This window comes from Bacillus sp. USDA818B3_A, assembly GCF_009928415.1.
Lineage (GTDB): Bacteria > Bacillota > Bacilli > Bacillales > Cytobacillaceae > Neobacillus.
The window spans coordinates 79,961-98,947 of record NZ_JAABNN010000009.1; the positions used below are offsets into that span (position 1 = coordinate 79,961).

The 18,987-nt window shown below is 44.3% G+C and carries 19 protein-coding genes; 3 read left to right on the top strand and 16 right to left on the bottom strand.

The features are described from left to right. Positions 1-10: 10 nt before the first annotated feature. Together GXK58_RS15995 and GXK58_RS16000 are read right to left on the bottom strand one after the other, a co-directional pair. The gene (locus GXK58_RS15995; protein WP_160724160.1) at positions 11-1,303 is read right to left on the bottom strand and encodes a hemolysin family protein; all 1,293 of its coding nucleotides are present in this window, start codon (positions 1,301-1,303) and stop codon (positions 11-13) included. 87 nt (positions 1,304-1,390) lie between these two features. After that, positions 1,391-2,893, bottom strand: coding sequence for a mechanosensitive ion channel (locus GXK58_RS16000; RefSeq protein ID WP_160724161.1), 1,503 nt, complete (start codon positions 2,891-2,893; stop codon positions 1,391-1,393). 177 nt (positions 2,894-3,070) lie between these two features. On the opposite strand from GXK58_RS16000, the gene GXK58_RS16005 reads away from it, so the two are divergent. Both GXK58_RS16005 and GXK58_RS16010 read left to right on the top strand, forming a co-directional pair. Continuing rightward, a complete protein-coding gene (locus GXK58_RS16005; RefSeq protein ID WP_160724162.1) occupies positions 3,071-3,367 on the top strand; it encodes a hypothetical protein in 297 nt (98 codons plus the stop codon). Between the two features lie 69 nt (positions 3,368-3,436). Beyond that, entirely contained in the window at positions 3,437-3,607 is a 171-nt protein-coding gene (locus GXK58_RS16010; RefSeq protein ID WP_160724163.1) for a CsbD family protein, read from the top strand. Positions 3,608-3,809: 202 nt separating this feature from the next. Here GXK58_RS16010 and nuoN read toward each other — a convergent pair whose 3' ends face one another. From nuoN to GXK58_RS16080, 14 genes are all read right to left on the bottom strand, one after another. Next, entirely contained in the window at positions 3,810-5,297 is a 1,488-nt protein-coding gene (gene nuoN, locus GXK58_RS16015) for an NADH-quinone oxidoreductase subunit NuoN (protein ID WP_160724164.1), read from the bottom strand. A 6-nt stretch (positions 5,298-5,303) separates the two neighbouring features. Then, entirely contained in the window at positions 5,304-6,812 is a 1,509-nt protein-coding gene (locus GXK58_RS16020; protein ID WP_160724165.1) for an NADH-quinone oxidoreductase subunit M, read from the bottom strand. Beyond that, on the bottom strand, positions 6,809-8,680 hold the full coding sequence (gene nuoL, locus GXK58_RS16025) for an NADH-quinone oxidoreductase subunit L (protein WP_160724230.1): 1,872 nt from the start codon (positions 8,678-8,680) through the stop codon (positions 6,809-6,811). The genes GXK58_RS16020 and nuoL overlap by 4 nt, the downstream gene beginning before the upstream one ends. Before the next feature lie 175 nt (positions 8,681-8,855). After that, positions 8,856-9,170: an NADH-quinone oxidoreductase subunit NuoK gene (gene nuoK, locus GXK58_RS16030; RefSeq protein WP_160724166.1), complete on the bottom strand. Its 315-nt coding sequence runs from the start codon at positions 9,168-9,170 to the stop codon at positions 8,856-8,858. Beyond that, positions 9,167-9,688 carry an NADH-quinone oxidoreductase subunit J gene (locus GXK58_RS16035; RefSeq protein WP_160724167.1) on the bottom strand — a complete coding sequence of 174 codons (522 nt, stop codon included), beginning with the start codon at positions 9,686-9,688 and terminating at the stop codon, positions 9,167-9,169. Before GXK58_RS16035 ends, nuoK begins: the two co-directional genes overlap by 4 nt. Beyond that, the gene (gene nuoI, locus GXK58_RS16040) at positions 9,685-10,104 is read right to left on the bottom strand and encodes an NADH-quinone oxidoreductase subunit NuoI (protein WP_160724231.1); all 420 of its coding nucleotides are present in this window, start codon (positions 10,102-10,104) and stop codon (positions 9,685-9,687) included. The genes GXK58_RS16035 and nuoI overlap by 4 nt, the downstream gene beginning before the upstream one ends. 109 nt (positions 10,105-10,213) lie before the next feature. Further along, positions 10,214-11,221: an NADH-quinone oxidoreductase subunit NuoH gene (gene nuoH / locus GXK58_RS16045; RefSeq protein ID WP_160724168.1), complete on the bottom strand. Its 1,008-nt coding sequence runs from the start codon at positions 11,219-11,221 to the stop codon at positions 10,214-10,216. Further along, a complete protein-coding gene (locus GXK58_RS16050) occupies positions 11,221-12,321 on the bottom strand; it encodes an NADH-quinone oxidoreductase subunit D (RefSeq protein WP_160724169.1) in 1,101 nt (366 codons plus the stop codon). Before GXK58_RS16050 ends, nuoH begins: the two co-directional genes overlap by 1 nt. A 3-nt stretch (positions 12,322-12,324) precedes the next feature. Next, positions 12,325-13,773, bottom strand: coding sequence for an NADH-quinone oxidoreductase subunit C (locus GXK58_RS16055; RefSeq protein WP_160724170.1), 1,449 nt, complete (start codon positions 13,771-13,773; stop codon positions 12,325-12,327). Between the two features lie 3 nt (positions 13,774-13,776). Beyond that, entirely contained in the window at positions 13,777-14,289 is a 513-nt protein-coding gene (locus GXK58_RS16060; protein ID WP_160724171.1) for a NuoB/complex I 20 kDa subunit family protein, read from the bottom strand. Beyond that, positions 14,280-14,651 carry an NADH-quinone oxidoreductase subunit A gene (locus GXK58_RS16065; protein ID WP_160724172.1) on the bottom strand — a complete coding sequence of 124 codons (372 nt, stop codon included), beginning with the start codon at positions 14,649-14,651 and terminating at the stop codon, positions 14,280-14,282. Before GXK58_RS16065 ends, GXK58_RS16060 begins: the two co-directional genes overlap by 10 nt. Before the next feature lie 506 nt (positions 14,652-15,157). Continuing rightward, positions 15,158-16,012, bottom strand: coding sequence for a YitT family protein (locus tag GXK58_RS16070; RefSeq protein ID WP_160724173.1), 855 nt, complete (start codon positions 16,010-16,012; stop codon positions 15,158-15,160). A 44-nt stretch (positions 16,013-16,056) separates the two neighbouring features. Continuing rightward, the gene (locus GXK58_RS16075) at positions 16,057-16,776 is read right to left on the bottom strand and encodes a GntR family transcriptional regulator (protein ID WP_160724174.1); all 720 of its coding nucleotides are present in this window, start codon (positions 16,774-16,776) and stop codon (positions 16,057-16,059) included. A gap of 106 nt (positions 16,777-16,882) precedes the next feature. Further along, entirely contained in the window at positions 16,883-17,719 is an 837-nt protein-coding gene (locus GXK58_RS16080) for a sugar phosphate isomerase/epimerase family protein (RefSeq protein ID WP_160724175.1), read from the bottom strand. A gap of 243 nt (positions 17,720-17,962) precedes the next feature. Between GXK58_RS16080 and GXK58_RS16085 the strand changes: the two genes are divergently transcribed. Continuing rightward, on the top strand, positions 17,963-18,949 hold the full coding sequence (locus GXK58_RS16085; RefSeq protein ID WP_160724176.1) for an SIS domain-containing protein: 987 nt from the start codon (positions 17,963-17,965) through the stop codon (positions 18,947-18,949). The last annotated feature ends 38 nt before the right edge of the window (positions 18,950-18,987 follow it).

The following is an 18,987-nucleotide window of genomic DNA, read 5'->3' on the forward strand; positions in this document are numbered from 1 at the left end:
AAAAAAGCCTCTAATCCGAGGCTTTTTTGACTTCTATAAATTTGATGTGGTACCCTTCTGACTCCATAATCTTAAATGAATATCCCTCTGATTCTATCTCTACATCTTGGTCGACCTCAGCTGACCGTTCCGTTAAAAACCAGCCGCCGAGCGTCTCAATCCCTTCAGCGTACAGTACAATTCCGAGCAACTCATTTACCTTATGAATAGAGACTTTCGCATTAATAATATAGTGATTCCCTGCTGCCAGGGTCCGTATTTCCGAGACCTCATCTCCATCAAATTCGTCTCTCACTTCACCAACAATTTCTTCGATGATATCTTCGACAGTGACCAGTCCCGAAGTACCGCCATATTCGTCAAGCAGGATGGCCATATGGGTCCGTTCCTTTTGCATCTGAATTAATAAGCTATGAATCGGGGTGGTTTCAATCGCAGTAATCACTGGCTGGATATGAGATTCAATATTCCATTCCCTATTCGACAACCGATGGGTTAATAATATTTTTACATTCAGCATCCCAATGACATGATCACGATCTCCGTCTATCACAGGATAGCGGGTATATTTTTCCTCTTGAAGTTTTTGGACAATTTCTTCGGCTGTATCGGCTAGTGATATGCAGGACATCTCTGTCCGGGGCACCATGATTTCCTTTGCCATCCGCTCATCGAATTCAAAGATATTGTTAACATATCGCCACTCGTTACGGTTGATTTCCCCGCTTTTATAGCTTTCCGATAAAAGGATGCGGAGCTCTTCTTCCGAGTGGGCCATTTCATGCTCCGATGCCGGCTTAAAGCCAAACAGGCCGACAAGCGCACGGGCAGAATGATTTAAGAGCCAAATAAACGGAAACATGAGCTTGTAAAACCCAATAATCGGTTTAGCAAACCCTAGTGTTACCTGCTCCGCTTTTTGGATCGCAAAGGTTTTCGGCGCTAATTCCCCAGCAACAACATGTATGAAGGTAACGACCACAAACGCCAGTATAAAGGATACGAAATGGGTCATCGCTTCATTTAAAAAGGATCCAAAAATGGGATGAATCAGCTTCTCCACCGTCGGTTCCCCGAGCCAGCCCAGACCCAGTGCAGTCACGGTGATGCCGAGCTGGCAGGCAGATAGATATTCATCGAGATGCGTGACGACCCTCTTTGCAGCAACCGCTCGCTTTTCGCCTTCTTCTATCAACTGATCAATTCGTGAGGGTCTTACTTTGACAATTGCAAATTCAATGGCCACGAAAAAACCCGTTAAGATGATTAAAAGGATAATGGCCAATACATTTAACCACAGCATAAGTGGAACACCTCCCTTTAAAGAACCTTGGTCGGTCTCTTAAAAATAGCAATCCGAAATCCCGCTTGGATTCCGGATTGCCATGGTCTATTGTTTTTTGTCGAGCTTTTCATCTAATCTTTCTAAATATTTAGCCGCAAACGTCTTACCTCCAAGTCCAAATGCGAGGCCGAATGCCAGCGCCAGTCCTCCTAAGACAAGAATGAAGGCAGCATTTACAATTGAGTGTGCTACACCAAGCTGATCTAAGGCCATAAATACTGTAATGACAAAAATCGTATATTTGGCGATCGCTGCAAGGGTGCGTGAGTAGTTATTTTTAATGACATTTTGTAAGACACGCTCAATTAAATGACCTAGGTATAATCCTACTCCTAAGATTAATATAGCGGCTAACAACATTGGCAGATAAGCAATAACGCCTGTTGCCAGAGTAACTAAGAAATCTAAATGAACAATTTGTAAGGCTTCAACCGCAAATAATAAGATAACCACGATTTTAGCTAGCAGACCCACCACTTGTGATAAGCCATACTTTGATTTATCCGGTGTTAATGAGCCAATGCCGATTTGATGGAAGATACTATCGAATCGCAGGCGCCATAACATTTGGACCACCATTTTTTCAATCCATTTTCCAAGCCAGATTCCCACTAACATCAGGATGATGGCTACTAAAATATTTGGGATTAATGTCAAAATGTGATTTAACATGGCAATCGCAGGTTCAGAGATTCCTTTTAAATCTAGTTTTTCCAAAGCTGTAATGATCGTTGGAATGAGAATCAAGATAAACACAATATTTCCGATGATACTAGAGAGATTCGTATCTTGTTGGTCCTTCATTAAACCGAAGCGCTGTCCGAGTGAATCGGCTCCCAGGCTTTTTAAAAAGTTGGTTAAAATATCACGAACTAGTTTAGCAATGAACCAGCCTATTAGTACGATTAATGCGGCTGCAAATAATTTAGGAATAAACGCAAGCATGGATGTGAGTGCATGCGTGAATGGTCCTGAGATTCCTTCGATTTGTAGTGCACCCAATACCCCTGGTAAAAATAACAGGAGGACAAAATAGAATACTCCCTGGGCAATTCGATCAATGCTATTTTGGGCTGCAACATCATTGTCGGCCATTTTCCATTTAACCAGCCGTGTGTCTAGATGAAGCAGGGCTGCTCCTTTTTTGAAAAGAAGACGGAGCAGATACGCAGCTACCCATGCAATAAGTAGAATAAGGGCTGCTTTTAATATATGCGGGATGGCCCCTGTCATGGTTGAAACCATGTTTACGAGTGGTTGGGCAATCAAGCTTAAGTTTAGCATATTGAAAAAGATAATGAAGACGAACACTAGCAGCATATAGTAAACGATTTTTCCTATAATGGTTTCTGATGAGTATTTTCTATTTGGTCCTTGACTTCCAAACAGTTTATCATCGATTGTTGTTTTCTTTAAAAGTGCGGTTACTGCTTTTCCTATTCCTTTTGCTATCAGCCAGCCTATTAATAAGACGAGAAACGCTAATAGTACCTGAGGAATCCGATCGGTGTATATGTACCAGCCAGACATCATATTATTTACGTTCATTGACATCGCTCCTTTTGTAAGTTTGGTAGGTGATATACCCCTTCCATTCTGTTTTAAACATCAGAACTTGGTTAGCGGTGACTATCCGCAAGTTTCTACCATTCAAGTAAAAAAGGTTTCACGAGCAGTGACCTTGGGAATATAAACAGCAAACAAATTACAAAAGGAGGAGAAACGATGAAGAAAACATTATTAGCTGGCGGATTAGCTGCGTTACTGACGTTTGGCGGTTTGGCCGGGTGCGGTGATGGGGTCGATCAAGACAATGGCGTTAGTGATGGTCAGCAAAAAGATGCCGTTGATAAAGATACAAAGGAAGCTTCAAACGACTCCCTTCAGCAGGCAAAAGAAAATCTTGAAGACATCCAGGAAGATGTGGAAGCTGAATTAAAAGAAAAGGGTGTTGCTGATGGCACCGACCAAGACAATGGTGTCAGCGATGGTGAAAAGAAGGATGCACCGGATAACCCATAAAATGTTTCACTTCATGCGCACCTAGGGTATTAATCATATAGAGCTAAACTTATAAAGGAGGAATTTCAGATGAATAAAGATGAACTTAAAGGTCGTTTCGATCAAGTCAAAGGAGAAGCTAAAGAACAGTGGGGTAAAACTACTGAAGACCGTTCCACTGAAACGGAAGGAAAATTGGATCAAGCAAAGGGTAAATTGAAAGAAGGCTTGGGGGAAGTTAAAGATAAATTGTCACGGTAATTAGGAGGTTTATATATATAACACAAAAAGAAGAGGCTCCCCCAGCCTCTTCTTTTTTCTATGTTACCCCTTTTTTCGACCACAATCATCGATCAACCGCTTCCCCAAAAGCGACGGATCGATGTCTATCATTTCCCCGGGAAATAATCTCCCAGGACTAGCCAGGTTCAAAACCTGACCCTGAGTTCCTTTTTAAAAAAAGTTACTGCAGGTTATTTAAGAAGTCCATGGCAATGTTTGGCGCGACTCCGAATAGGACCGAACCAACAACTGCCACTAGCAAGACGACGACGATACCGAATGGAATGTTCAGTTTGCGCTCGTCAGCAGACGGACGGAAGAACATTTGCGTCATGACACCGAAATAATAGAAGTAGGAAACAACCGTCGTCGCTATCATAATCGATGCCAGTACATAGTGCGGCGTGCCGTAAAAGGCTCCGATAAAGATGTTTAGTTTACCGATGAAGCCGGCTGTACCCGGGAAGCCGGCTAATGATACCAGCAGGATGCCCATTATCACCGCAAGTACTGGTGAACGGCGGTAAAGTCCAGCGAAATCAGCAATTTTAGTAGATCCTGACTGTTCACCGATCAGTTGAATAACCGCAAAGGCACCAAGGTTCATTAGCATGTAAGCTAATAGATAGAACCAAATCGAAAACAGCATATTTGAGCTGAGTGTTGTTAACGCAACTAGTATATATCCGGCATGAGCGATACTAGAATAGGCGAACATCCGCTTGATATCCGTCTGTTTTAAGGCAACGACGTTTCCGACAATCATCGTAACGGCGGCGATCACAGCCAGGTAGTCCTGCATTCTGAACAAGATGCCCTCACCGTTTGCGCCTGTTGGAGCGGCATTGTAAAAGACCGCAATGAGCAGGCGGATGACAATCACGAAACCAGCTGACTTCGAAACGACACTCAAGAAGGCCGTTACCGGTGTCGGTGCTCCTTGGTAAACGTCCGGCGCCCACATGTGGAACGGGGCGGCCCCTAGTTTAAAGGACAGACCTACAAAGATCATTAAAAAGGAAAGACCCAGCAGGTACGTATGTTGTGCATCGGTCACGGCAGACAGTGTCTGGGCGATATCAAACAGGTTGGTTGTCCCTGTTAAACCGTACACATAGCTCATTCCAAACAAGGTAATGGCAGTGGAAATTCCACCATTGATGACGTACTTCATCGCCGATTCGTTTGATTTCAGGTTATGTTTGCGGATGCCCGCTAAAATATAGGATGACACGGTTAACAATTCAAGCCCGATAAATAATGTAATTAAGTCACCGCTTGAGGTCATCACCATGGCGCCGAGCAAGGCGGTTAAGAATAAGTAATAAAACTCGCCGCGGTACTCCTCCATGCCTTCCTTCGCCTCATAGCTGACAGCAAGGAACATGACGAGCCCCGCACCAACAAGCAGAATTAATTTAAAGGCTTTAGCAAAGGTATCTAAGGTGAAGCTGTCATCCAAAATGGATGTGGCTTCGGTATTTAACAAGAACGCTGTCGACAGAATAGCGGCGATTACACCAAGGATTCCGATCCAGCCCAGGAAGCGGCGGTCTTGTTTTTTTGGTAAAAATAAATCAATTAATGTCAGCGCTGCGGCCACACCGAGGATGATGAACTCTGGTGTCATGACACTCCAGTTAAATGATTTTAATGTCGCTAAATCCATCCTTCATCACCCTCCTAACCCTAACATGATCGTTTCTAAAGTTGTTTGCAGCGGAGAACTTAACACATTTGGATAAACTCCGATTAACACGATTAAAAGCATTAAAACTACAACTGGGATGAATTCGACCCCTTTAAGATCGACAACCCCGGTGAATTCTCGGTGCGCCCGGCCGTAGGTGATGCCTAAGACAGCACGCAGGACATACGCTGCGGTCATGATAATGCCGATCGTTCCGACTGCGGCAAGCCATGGGATTTCCTTGAAAAGTCCGAGGAAGGCCATAAATTCACTGACAAAGCCGGACATGCCCGGAAGTCCAAGTGAAGCCATTCCGCCTGCAAGCAGGAACCCTGCCGCAAGCGGCATCCCTTTCGCCATTCCGCCCAGGTTTTCAAGCAGCGATGTATCGGTGCGCTCGTATAGGACGCCAACGATAAAGAACAATAAGGCGGAGATTAGACCATGTGATACCACTTGGAAAATCGCACCTTGTACCCCGGCTGTATTCATCGCCGCAAGGCCAATCAGCACGATGCCCATGTGGGAAATCGATGAATAGGCCAAGACCATTTTAAAGTCTGTTTGTATGAATGCTAGGAACGCTCCGTAAAGGAGGTTGATTACACCTAGGACAGCAATCAGTGTCGCAAGCGTATCAAATTGTTTAGGGAAGATCCCTAATCCAAACCGGATTAATCCGTACGCCCCAATTTTTAATAGAATTCCAGAGTGAATCATAACAACAGACGGCGGTGCCTGTACGTGAACCTTTAACATCCAGCTGTGCAATGGGAAGATCGGCAGCTTCACGCCGAAGGCAATTAACAGGCCGATGAAGAGTCCCATTTTCAGGTCACCAGAAATCGGTACACTTGGGTCTGCCATCATTTGTGTCAGCAGCTCAATGTTTGTTGTACCGGTTTTGGCAAACAAGATCATAATCACGATCAGAAGGACGGCAGAGCCGAGTCCGTTATAGATTAAGAAACTGTATGCAGCTTTTTCTTTTTCAAAATAACCCCATTTTCCAATTAAGAAGAAGGTTGGAATGAGGGTAACCTCGAAAAATATGAAAAATAAAACTAGGTTTTCAGCGGTAAATACGCCGAGCATGCCGACCTCTAATAAAAGGAAAAGCATAAAATAACCTTTTGCTTCTTTTTTAACAAACCGTGCGGCGGCAATTGCTGCAAGTGTCGCAACTACGGCGGTTAATACGACGAGCAGAAGCTGGAAGCCGCTTAAGGCCAGCTCGTAGTTGACCGCAAAGTAAGCATCGTCGGTATTCATGCCGCGGAAGTGCATCCACTCTTTTGCCACAGTAAAGTCTGCCAGGTCTTTCCCCCATTGAAAATGGAGATAGCATGCTAAGGCTAGGAATAGTGCCGGCAGCGTTGCGAGAAAGCCGACGACCTTAATTGGCCCTTCGACTGATTTTGGCATCATGGCCAAGACGATGATACCGAGTATTGGGGAGAATACTAGGATTGAAAGAACAACGGATAAATTCATCGTAAGTACCCCCCTGTTAGTGCAAAAATGACGGCGAGCAGGGCTAGACCGATAAAGGCGACGGCGCCATAGGTCTGAACCTGTCCGGATTGCAGTTTAGAACCCGCGCGGCCAAGTCCTTGAACAATCCCGACTACGCCTTTGACAAGGCCTTCCACGAGGAAGACATCAATGAACCGCAAGAAGTAGCTGATGGCTTTCGAAGCTGCTACAACGGTATATTGATAGAACTCGTCAACAAAATACTTATTTAATAAAATGCTGTGCAAGGTGTCCCCTGTACCGCTTAACCAGTTGCGGGCAATGGAACGCTTATAGTACATCAAGTAGGCAAGCAGGATTCCTGCTAGTGATACGATTGTTGCGGCAATCATGATCCAGACAGGACCGTGTGATTCGGCATGGTGGGCAAGTGTTTCATTGCCATCAACGAGCCAATCGCCTAGGAATGTGCCAAACCATGGTGTGTTCACGTAACCGGAGACCACAGCAAGTACTCCTAAAATGAGCATTGGCAAGGTCATATTGGATGGCGATTCGTGAACATGTTTTTGATCGCCGCGCGCTTCTCCGGTAAAGACCAGGAAGAACAGACGGAACATATAAAATGCTGTCATAAAGGCCGCCGCGAGGGCAAGCAGGAACAAAATTGGATGTCCGCCTTCCCATGCAGCCACTAAAATTTCATCCTTTGAGAAGAAACCAGATAGTAACGGTACACCGCTGATCGCGAGTGTCCCGATTAAGAATAACGGCCCGGTGAGCTTTAATTTTTTCCAAAGTCCGCCCATTTCTTCAATGTTTTGCGTGTGGACTGCATGAATAACGGATCCTGCTGCCAGGAAGAGCAAGGCCTTAAAGAAAGCATGTGTCATTAGGTGGAACACACCTGCCACATAGCCGGCAGACCCGAGAGCGAGCATCATATAGCCAAGCTGTGAGACGGTCGAGTAAGCAAGTACCCGCTTGATATCGGTTTGGACTAAACCGATGCTTGCCGCAAAGATGGCGGTAAACGCACCAATGACTGCAATCGTAAGCAGTGCCGTTGGGCTTGCTAAAAACAGCGGGAATAGTGCTGCCACTAAATAAACACCCGCGGCAACCATCGTTGCTGCGTGGATTAAGGCCGAAACAGGCGTTGGACCTTCCATCGCATCTGGAAGCCAGGTGTGGAGCGGGAACTGGCCGGATTTACCGACTGCACCGATAAAGATTAAGATCGCAATCAAGGTGATCATCGGTGAAGAGATGGCGCCGCCTTCGACAGATTCAAAAATAACGCTGTATTCAAAGCTTTTTGTTTCCCAGAAGAGCAGGATCATCCCGATAAACAGGCCGACATCCCCGATACGGGTCATGATAAACGCCTTTTTGGCGGCTGCTTTTGCTTCTTCTTTGTAAAAATAAAAACCGATTAATAAGAAGGAACCTACCCCAACAAGCTCCCAGAAGATATAAGTTTGCAAAAGGTTAGGTGAGATCACCAGCCCCAGCATTGCAAAGGTGAATAATCCTAAATAGGCATAAAAGACCGGGAACCGCTCGTCTCCATGCATGTACCCTTTGGAGTACGTATGTACTAAGAAACTTACGAGCGATACGATTACCAGCATTAATGCATTTAATTGATTGACTTCGAAGCCCGCTGTAAGATGCAGATCCCCTATCGTGAGCCATTCGTAATTGATTCCATAGGTTGGCTCCGAAAAGCGCTCGATTAAGACCAAAATGGAATAAATCAGCGATGCGAGCGTGAGAAGAATCCCCACATAGGCGCTCGCCTCCTTCAGCCGCTTACCGAATAGAAGAAGGATCAAAAACGATAATAGCGGGAAAAGCGGGATAAGCCATGCATTTTCCAATATTATCAACCCCTTGGATGGCGCTCTGGACCATCCGAATTTTGTCGATTCCCCCTTCGGACGGTGTATGTGCCGCCGCCCGAAGTTTGGTCGAATACTTCCCGGGCCTTAAAGTTTAACGCCCGAGGTTTGTCGTAGACTCCTCAGTTGACTGAGGATTTTTAAGTTTGTGTGCGGTTTAATGTTTCATTGTGTCCATTTCGTCGATATTGACCGTTTTCTTATTCCGGTAAAGTGCGATTAGTATCGCGAGCCCCACAGCTGCCTCCGCCGCTGCCACACTGATGGCAAACAGGGCGAAGATTTGACCGGTAATCGACGGTGTGATGCCATATTTACTGAAGGTTACCAGATTAATATTTACGGCATTTAACATTAGTTCAATCGAAATTAAGACAATAACTGTATTTTTCTTTGTCAAGGCACCATATAAACCGATGCAAAATAGTATTAAAGCCAGTGCCAGGAAGGCTGAAGCGGGAACTGAACTCATTCCTCATCCGCCTCCTTCTTTTTATCTTTTTTTGCTAGAACAATTGAACCGACCAGGGCGACTAATAACAGTACGGAGGTTAACTCAAACGGAATAATATATTTTGAGTATAGTGCTTCCCCTATCTGGAACGTGTTATTTTCATGAAGCTTGGTTGGAACTTGCTCAATATTGAAATCATAGATGCCAATATAAACAGCAAAGGCAAAACCAGCTACGCCAAGGAACAAGAGAAATTTCCGCAGCCGGCCTGTTTTTGGTTCACTTTCATCATTATGCTTGGTTAACATGATTCCAAATAGCATAATAATCGTGATGGCGCCTGAATAAATTAAGATTTGTACCGCTGCGATAAACTCTGCGGACAGCAAAACGTAAATCCCGGCGATCGCCACGAATGTGAATATCAAGGCAACAACCATATGAATGACTTTGCTCAAGTTTAACAAGAGTACGCCGCCGATTATCGCAACGAGTGCGAGTCCCATAAATGCGAGGAATTCGCCTGAGAATGTCATGGTTTATTCACCTGCCGTACGTTTTCGTCGTTTTCATCCAGCCATTCCAGGTTTTTAAATAACATGTCGCGGCTGTATTCGGCGAGCTCGAAGTTATTCGTCATGACGATGGCTTCTGTTGGACAAACCTCGGTGCACAGATCACAGAGGATACAGATTTCAAAGTTAATATCATAGGTATCGATAATCTTTCCCTTTTTAGTTGCATCCGGGTGCTTCTTACCCGTCAAGTTAATACATTCGGTCGGGCAGATATTCATGCACTGATTGCAGACAATACACTTTTCCGGATAAAACTTCTGGATCCCGCGGAAGCGGTCCGGCAGCGGAAGCGGCTCATTCGGATAATCGTACGTAACCTTCTCGCGCGATAATTGTTTAAGGGTATATTTCAAGCCTTTAAATACTCCAAGCACGTTTTTCACCCCTTTTGACAGTTTGAATTTTGGTGACAAACACCGTATGCACTACTTTCATAGTCTAAATATGATTATTGGTGACAGGCACCAATCGAATGGCACTAATCTAATTAAAGAACAGCGATTTGATGATGGCTGTCAGGAAGATGTTTGCTAGTGCGATTGGCAACAGGACTTTCCATCCGAATTCCATTAGTCTATCGACGCGGAAACGCGGCAGTGTGCTCCGAATCCAAAAGTATATAAAGACTACTAAACAGAATTTTAGAGCGAACCATACTGCCCCAGGGATAAACCCAAGGAACGCAAATGGCGGCAGCCAGCCTCCCAGGAAAATCACTGTAACCAGCGATGACATCCCAAATACATATACATACTCTGACAGCATGAAGAATGCCCAGCGGAATCCCGCATACTCTACAAAATAACCGGCAACCAGTTCGTTTTCCGATTCCGGCAAGTCAAATGGTGTCCGATTTAATTCAGCAATTGAAGCGATAAAAAACACGATAAACGCAATCGGCTGCAAGAGAATAAACCAGCCATGTTCCTGTTTCGCAACAATATCGTTTAGATTTAAACTTCCTGTTAACAGAATGACCCCTAACACTGACATAACCAGCGGAATTTCATAGGAAATCATCTGTGCGGCCGCCCGCATACCCCCTAAGAGGGCATATTTGTTATTGGAAGCCCAGCCGCCGAGCAGCATGCCGAAAACGGTTAAGCCGGAAACGGCAATGTAATAGAGCAAGCCGACACCGATGTCAGCAAATTGAAACTTGTCGGTAAATGGCAAGGTTGCCAGTACCATGAATGATGGTGCAAAAGCAATGATTGGTGCCAGTATGAATAATGGCCGGTCTGCTGCTTTTGGAATGATATCTTCTTTAAGCAGCAGCTTTAATACGTCGGCGACAGTCTGCAGCAGTCCCCATCGGCCGCCGAGCTGGTTAGGGCCGTGCCGCAGCTGCATGTATCCCATTACTTTCCGCTCGGCTAGGATTGCGTAAGTAACGAAGCCTAAAACGACTAACAGCAAGATGACACCAAGCAAAAAGAAAATACCAAAGTTAACCAAGCCAGGGCTTGATTGGAGCAAATCCTGGATCATTAGCCGTCAACCTCCCCAAGGACAATATCCACTGCCCCTAAAATGGCAATCAAGTTTGCAATATTCTCGCCTACTAATAGTTTTGGAAGGATTTGCAGATTATAGAAGGATGGCCTTCTAAACTTCAAGCGATACGGTTCCTTTTTTCCATCACTATAAATATAGCAGCCAATTTCGCCGCGCGGTGATTCGATGCGGACAAAGCCTTCCCCTTTTGGTACCTTAATAATTTTAGGTACCTTAGCCATAATTTCACCTTCGGCCGGGAACTGTTCAACTGCCTGCTCGACGATTTTCAGCGATTCAGTGATTTCCTCAAGCCTTAGGTGGTAACGTGCTAAGCAGTCGCCATCCTCAGATGTTGGTACATCAAAGTCAAAGCGGTCATAAATCGAATAAGGCTCATCTTTCCGAAGGTCCCATTTCACCCCTGTACTGCGCAGATTAGGTCCGCTTAGGGAGTATTGAAGTGCTTCTTCTTTCGTGTAGATACCGACACCTTTTACCCTGTCCAGAAAGATTTCATTTCCGGAAACAAGGTCATGGTAGCCCTTTAGCTGCTCACGCAAATATGGAACAAAATCGCGTACTTTTTCAATCCAGCCCTCAGGTGCATCCCATTTCACCCCGCCCACACGCATATAGTTGAAGGTCAAACGTGCTCCTGACAGCTCGTTCAGCATATTAATAATCATTTCCCGGTCACGGAAAGCATAGATAAATGGACTTGTTGCCCCAAGGTCAAGCACATACGTCCCCCAGGCCACAAGGTGGCTCGCAATCCGGCCTAACTCCATCGCAAGGACGCGCAGATATTCAGCCCGGTCCGGCACTTGGATTCCCATCATCGTCTCAACGGCATGACAGATAACATAGTTATTGGTCATCGCAGACAGATAGTCCATCCGGTCGGTGTAGGGGATAATTTGTGTATATTGCAGGTTCTCAGCTAATTTTTCCGTACCGCGGTGTAAATAACCGATGACAGGCTTGGCTTCGGTTATGATTTCCCCATCAATTTTTACAACCAGACGAAATACCCCGTGTGTACTTGGATGCTGAGGTCCTACATTTAGTAACATTTCTTCTGTTCTGATCACTGGTTACACCTCCACATCATACTGTTCATAATCTTTACGCAGTGGATGGCCAACCCAATCTTCTCCAAGCATGATCCGATGCAAATCCGGATGTCCAGTAAACTTAATTCCTAGTAAATCGTATGCTTCACATTCAGGCCAGTTCGCTCCGGCCCAAAGCGGCTGCAAGGACTCGATTGTTGGTTCATCTCGGTCAATCTTCACTTTCAATGCCACCGATTGCCGGTTTTTGTATGAATATAAGTGAACATAGACTTCCATATGTGTTTCAAAATCCGTTCCATGCAGCTCAGAGAGATAGTCAAACCCCAGCAGCTCATTATATTTTAAAAATTGAGCCACCTTAAAATATGTATCACGCTTAGCCACAAGTGTCGGAACATCTTTGGATAGTTTATTAATATAAGAATCTTCTAAAACATCTGGACCTAAGTGTTCCCCAATCTTTTTTACATACTTATCTAAGTATGGCTGATTGACTGATGGTTTTGTTTCGGCTGCCGGTTCTTCTGCAGCACCCGTTTTCCCGCCTGCCGCGGCCTTTGCTTTTGCTGCGGCTGCTGCTTTCGCCTTGGCTTTTGCTGCTGCGATGGCCTTGGCCTTCTCATCATCGCCGCCCGCATCTGCTGTATCCCCTCCGGCTGCTTTGGCCTTTGCTGCTGCCGCTGCCTTCGCTTTTGCCGCCGCTGCTGCTTTGGCTTTCGCCGCTGCTGCTGCCTTCGCCTTGGCATCGTCTCCTGCTGGTGCATGGTCCGCTGCCGCTTGATCGCCGCCGGCTAGTTCCATTGCTTTCCGTTTGGCTGCTGCCGCCGCTTTCGCTTTCGCCACTGCTGCCGCCTTCTTCTTCGCAAGGTCATCTTCGCCTGATTGTTCGGATGAAGCGTCTTCCGCTGGTGACGCAGTACCCGCTAACTCCATCGCTTTCCGTTTGGCTGCAGCTGCTGCTTTCGCTTTCGCCACTGCTGCCGCCTTCTTCTTCGCGAGGTCATCATCGTCTCCTGAGGCTGCTTCTGCAGTTTTGGATGGCGCTTCTTCCGCCGGAGCCGCTTCGTCTGTGATCCCTTCGCGTTTCTTTTTCGCTAGAGCTGCTGCCTTGGCCTTCGCTGCTGCGGCTGCCTTTTTCTTTGCAAGTTCATCAGCATCATTTCCGCTTGCAGCTGGGACTGGCGCCTCGTCTGCTGCTTGTGCCTCTTCCTCTACGATTCCTTCACGTTTCTTTTTCGCTAATGCAGCCGCTTTTGCTTTCGCCGCTGCTGCGGCCTTTTTCTTTGCAAGATCGTCTGCATCACCACCGCTTGCAGCCGGAGCTTTCGCCACCTCTGATTGTGGTGCCGCTGCAGGTGTTGGTGCTGATTCGCCAGCTTCTTTCGCCTTGCGTCTCGCCAGTGCCTCTGCCTTCGCTTTTGCAGCTGCCTCTTTCTTTAATTGTTCGAGATCCTTCTCCCCGCTCATCGGTTAGATCACCTTCTTCCCCGTCTTCGCTTCGTAACGAATTTTACCCTTTAACTTATTAATACCGTATATTAAGGCAGCAGGGTTTGGCGGACATCCCGGGATATATACATCCACCGGAACAATCTGATCGACCCCTTTAACGACGGAATATGATTTGATATACGGCCCTCCTGCCGTCGCACAAGACCCCATTGCAATCACCCATTTTGGCTCTGGCATTTGGTCATATAAACGGCGCAAAATCGGTGCCATTTTTTTCGTTACTGTTCCTGAGACAATCATACAATCTGACTGTCTTGGCGATGTCCGGAAAATCGTCCCGAAACGGTCAAGGTCATAGTTGGCCCCGCCTGTACCCATCATTTCAATCGCACAACAAGCCAGACCAAATGTCATCGGCCACAAAGAATTACTCCGGGCCCATGCCTTAATTTGCTCCAGCGTGGCAAAAAATACATTTTGTTCTAATTCTCTTATTTCCTCTGGTGTGAAATCTTCTAGTCTTAAATCCATTGTAACACCTTCTTTTTCCAAGCATACACTAGACCTAATAGCAGCATTGCTACGAAAATCAACATCTCAACGAGTGCAAAAATCCCCAATTTATCATAAGCTACCGCCCATGGATATAAAAACACCGTTTCTACATCAAAAATAACAAACATCAGGGCAAAAATATAATAGCGGACATTGAACTGCACACGTGAGTCGTGAAATGGCTCAATACCGCTTTCATAGGTGGTATGCTTCGCATCACTTGGTCTATTCGGACGCAGAAGTTTCCCCAAATATAACGCCACCACTGGCAGCAGCACTCCAAGACATAGGAACACAAAAACTATCAGATAATTATTCTGATATACATTAAGTTCCATGTCTATCCCCTCCAATGTTGTAAATTTTCTAACTAATTAAATATGTAACCGAATTCATTATAACATTGTTACAAACCTGTGTCGACAAGCCAACCTTATAAAAATTGGAATTCATTCACAATCCTATTTTGGGGCTTATGAAAGCGCTCGGAGCATCATTTGGCACCAACTTCCATGCTTTGACCAAATTATTCAGCAACAACCACTATTTAACAATAATTGTGTCGATATTGTCTGTGAGTTTTGTCATCAAATCTTCACTTTTCCTTACTATTTTTAAAAATAAACAATAATCACCCATATCCGACAATATATGACAACAATATATTATATTACTAGAACATTGCGAACCCATTTCTTACTGCCTGCTTATCTCCATATCCACTATCATCATATGCAGAATTGTCCCCATCATACCACCGATAATAAAACTGAGTCTTTATCACCAGCCTGCAACTAAATAGGCACAAAACAAGAGCGCTTTTACAAGCGCCCTGCTAAGATTCCTATATACTTTTTGCCATTTTCGTCTCTACCTTATATCCTTTTCCTATCATCTCTTGGACGAGATGGACTGTCACATAGGCGTGCTCATCGACTTCATTAATCAAATTTTTCAGTTTAACAATTTCCTGTCTGCTAATCACGATGTAAAGAACATCCTTATTATCACCTGTATAACCGCCGCGTCCCTCCAACACGGTAATTCCCCGTGATAACTTATTCGTAATCTTCTCTAATACGATTTCAGATGAATTAGATATAATCAGGACCGCTACCTTTTCTTCCAGTCCTTCAACGATAAAATCGATTGCCTTGGCGCCTAAATAAACGGCAATTAGCGTATACATCGCTTTCCCAAGCCCGATGATAAACACCGAGCCGGCCACTACGATGATATCAATGACCAAAATACCCTTCCCCATACTCCAGCCAAGAAACTGGTTGGCAATCCTCGCTAAGATAGTCGTCCCGCCTGAGGTGCCGCCGGCACGAAAAATAATACCTAAGCCGCCTCCCACTAATAAACCGGCAAAAATAGCCGCCAGTAAGGTATCATCCGTCAGCTGTTTTCCTGTTGCCTCTGTCAGATACAGAAACAAGGAACATGAAAAAACGGAAAATAACGTATAAATAATAGCCCTTTTTTCTAAAAACCTCATTCCCACCAACACAAGCACCGTATTGAGGACAAAATTCACAATCCCAGGTGACCAGTGGAATAAATAGTGAAAAATAATCGTTAAGCCGATAATCCCGCCCTCTGATAACAGGTTTGGGATCGTAAAATAGTTGATACCCACCGAGAAAATAAGTGAACCCAGCAAAATGTATAAACAGTCTTTGATCGTTTTCCTCATCGCGCTCTACTTCCCCATATCAAATTCCAAACCTCTTTTTAAAACTATTGCTGGAAGATGAATTTATAGCTATCACCTAAAATATACTGTTTCCCGCGATGGACTGGCTCGTCGTTTTCATCATAAACAGTTGTTTCCATATAAAATAAAGGCTCGCCGCTTGAAGTGTTGAGCAGCTGCACCTCATCATCGGATGCCCGGACAATCTCAAGCGTAGTCTCCCAGGAACCACGAGGCTTTATATTAAGCTTTTCCTCGATTACTTTATAGACTGAACCCTCTAAATCCTCATTCAGTAAGATATGAAACTTTTTATAGGAGTAATAGTTATTTTCAATCATGATCGGAGAATCCCCCGCATAACGGACCCGTTGGATAAATAAAAGGGCATCCCCCTCTTCAAGCTTCAGCAGCTCCTTATCCTTTGCCGCAGGCTGCACGATTTCCTTTTTAATCACTTTACTGCTCGCTGTCAGTCCATTCGCCTTACACGCATCACTAAAACTTAAAAAGTGGACAATCTTCCGTTCAATCTTCCGCTTGTTGACGAACGTCCCTTTGCCCTGCCGCTTCACCAGGAACCCATCTTCGACCAGCTCAAGAATCGCCTTCCTTACGGTAATCCTGCTGATTTTATATTCTTCACTTAATTCCGCTTCCGTTGGGATTTTATCCCCGTATTTTAATTCCCCATTCAAGATGGAGCTGAGGAGTGATTCCTTTAATTGAATATATAAAGGAATCTGGTCATCCTGTTTTAACATATCAATCACCTGCCTATTTATAAGTAAATTGTCATTATCATTCCATTGCTGATTTTTCTATTATTACTTCAAGTATATATAAATCGTTTCCAGCTATCAATTTGTTTCAATCGGCCAATAACCCTGAAAGCACGTCCAGCGTCCGTTCCATCGCCTCATTCGGATTCTGCACATATTGATAAGATGTATACTCTAAAGTGAGCGATCCCTGATAACCATGATGGCTCAACTGATCCATATATCTCTGCAGCGGCAGGACCCCATCTCCCCATACCAAATGGCCCTCCGGTTTCCCATCAATAAAATGAATATGGACAATCTCATCTTTAAGTATGCTGAAATAATCATTGAAATCTTCATTAGCTAAAGCCATCGGTATGGTATCAATCATCCCTTTGAGGAAGGGACTATTTACCTCCTTTAGCATCGCTTTTAATGATTTCGCATCGTTGATGATATTGGATTCTACTCTTGTTAAAGGTTCAAGCGCAAGGGTTAACCCTAGTTCGCCGGCAACCTTTGATAACTTTTCCAGCGAATCTCTCGTTCTTTTCCATGCTTCGTGTCGATCCTCATTTTCATAGCCCCAGCCTGGCGTGACCAATAGTAACGGTGCCTCTAATTCTTTGGCTGCTTCCGCGGATTTGATGAAATATTGAATGCTTCTTTCCCGAATTCGTTCCTCTTTAGCCGCCAGGTTGATGGGATACACACACTGCTCTGGTGTAAAACAGACCACCGATAAGTTCCTTCTATCAATCTCTCTTTTAATATTTTTCATTTCGTGGAGTGTTAGTTCATCTACATAAAAGTGAGGGGATGCTCCCCATAGTTCGATATTTTTGCATTCATATCGGACCATTGCATCTAAAAAGTATTCCAAAGGATAGTGCTTATAATGGAAGTTCATTCCTGTAATTTGACCCCTCGTGATCTTTGACATTTCCCCATCCCCTTCACTTCATCCAGTATTTATTTTTAAAAATAAAAACAATCTAATTTAGTAAGATATTTGAAGTTAATATAACATTATAATATGTTATAAGTCAATTTAATATTAACTCCTATTAAAATATAAAATTTAATTTTTCAAAAGAGATTGACAATTTAAAATATGTATAATACTATAACATCATATAATGTATTATTATATGTTAGACCAAACAGTCCTAAGGAGGAAAAATGAATGGTGAACTCACAAGTAGTTGTAGATCCACAGGTAAAAAATGTGTTAGATGCTTTGAAAGGCCGTACAATTAACCATGTATACTTTGTTGCATGCGGCGGTTCCTCGGCTATCATGTATCCGAACAAATATATCATGGACCGTGAAGCAAAAAACCTTACTTCTGATGTTTACAGCTCCAATGAATTCATTCATCGCAACCCTAGAAAACTTGGCGAAAATTCTCTTGTCATTCTGTGCTCGATGTCAGGTACCACTCCTGAAACCGTAAAGGCTGCTGAATTTGCCCGTCAAAAAGGGGCATTAACAGTCGGTTTCACAAACGAACCAACCTCCCCGCTGGCACAGGAAAGTGAATTCGTCGTTAAATACGAATGGGGTGCCGAGTCCGTTGCCTTCAATACCAACTTAGGTTTACTTTATCAATTAACGCTTGGGGTTCTAAATGTCCTAGAAGGTAATGATAAGTTTGAAAAAATGGTCAATAGCTTAGCTAATACAGAGGCTGCTTTTGAACGTGCGAATCAGCAATTTGCTGAAAGAGCCCAACAATTTGGCCAACAATATAAAGATGAAAAAGTTATTTATACGATGGCAAGCGGAGCAAACTATGGAATTGCTTATTCCTATGCGATTTGTATCCTCATGGAAATGCAGTGGATCCACTCCAATGCGATTCACGCTGGCGAATACTTCCACGGTCCATTTGAAATCATTGATGAAGAAGTACCATTTATTATCCTGCTTGGTTTGGATGAAACACGTCCATTAGATGAAAGAGCACTAGAATTTTCGAAACGATATGGCAAAAAACTCGTGGTTTTAGATGCAAAGGAACTTGATTTAACAGGAATTGACCCTGAGCTGCAAGGTTATATTGCACCGCTGGTATTAAATAACGTTCTCCGCCGCTATGCTGAGCAATTAGCCGATTCCCGTAATCACCCGCTTTCCAAAAGAAGATATATGTGGCAAGTTGAATACTAAAATGAAACCGCTCCTTAAGTCTTAAGACTTGGGGAGTT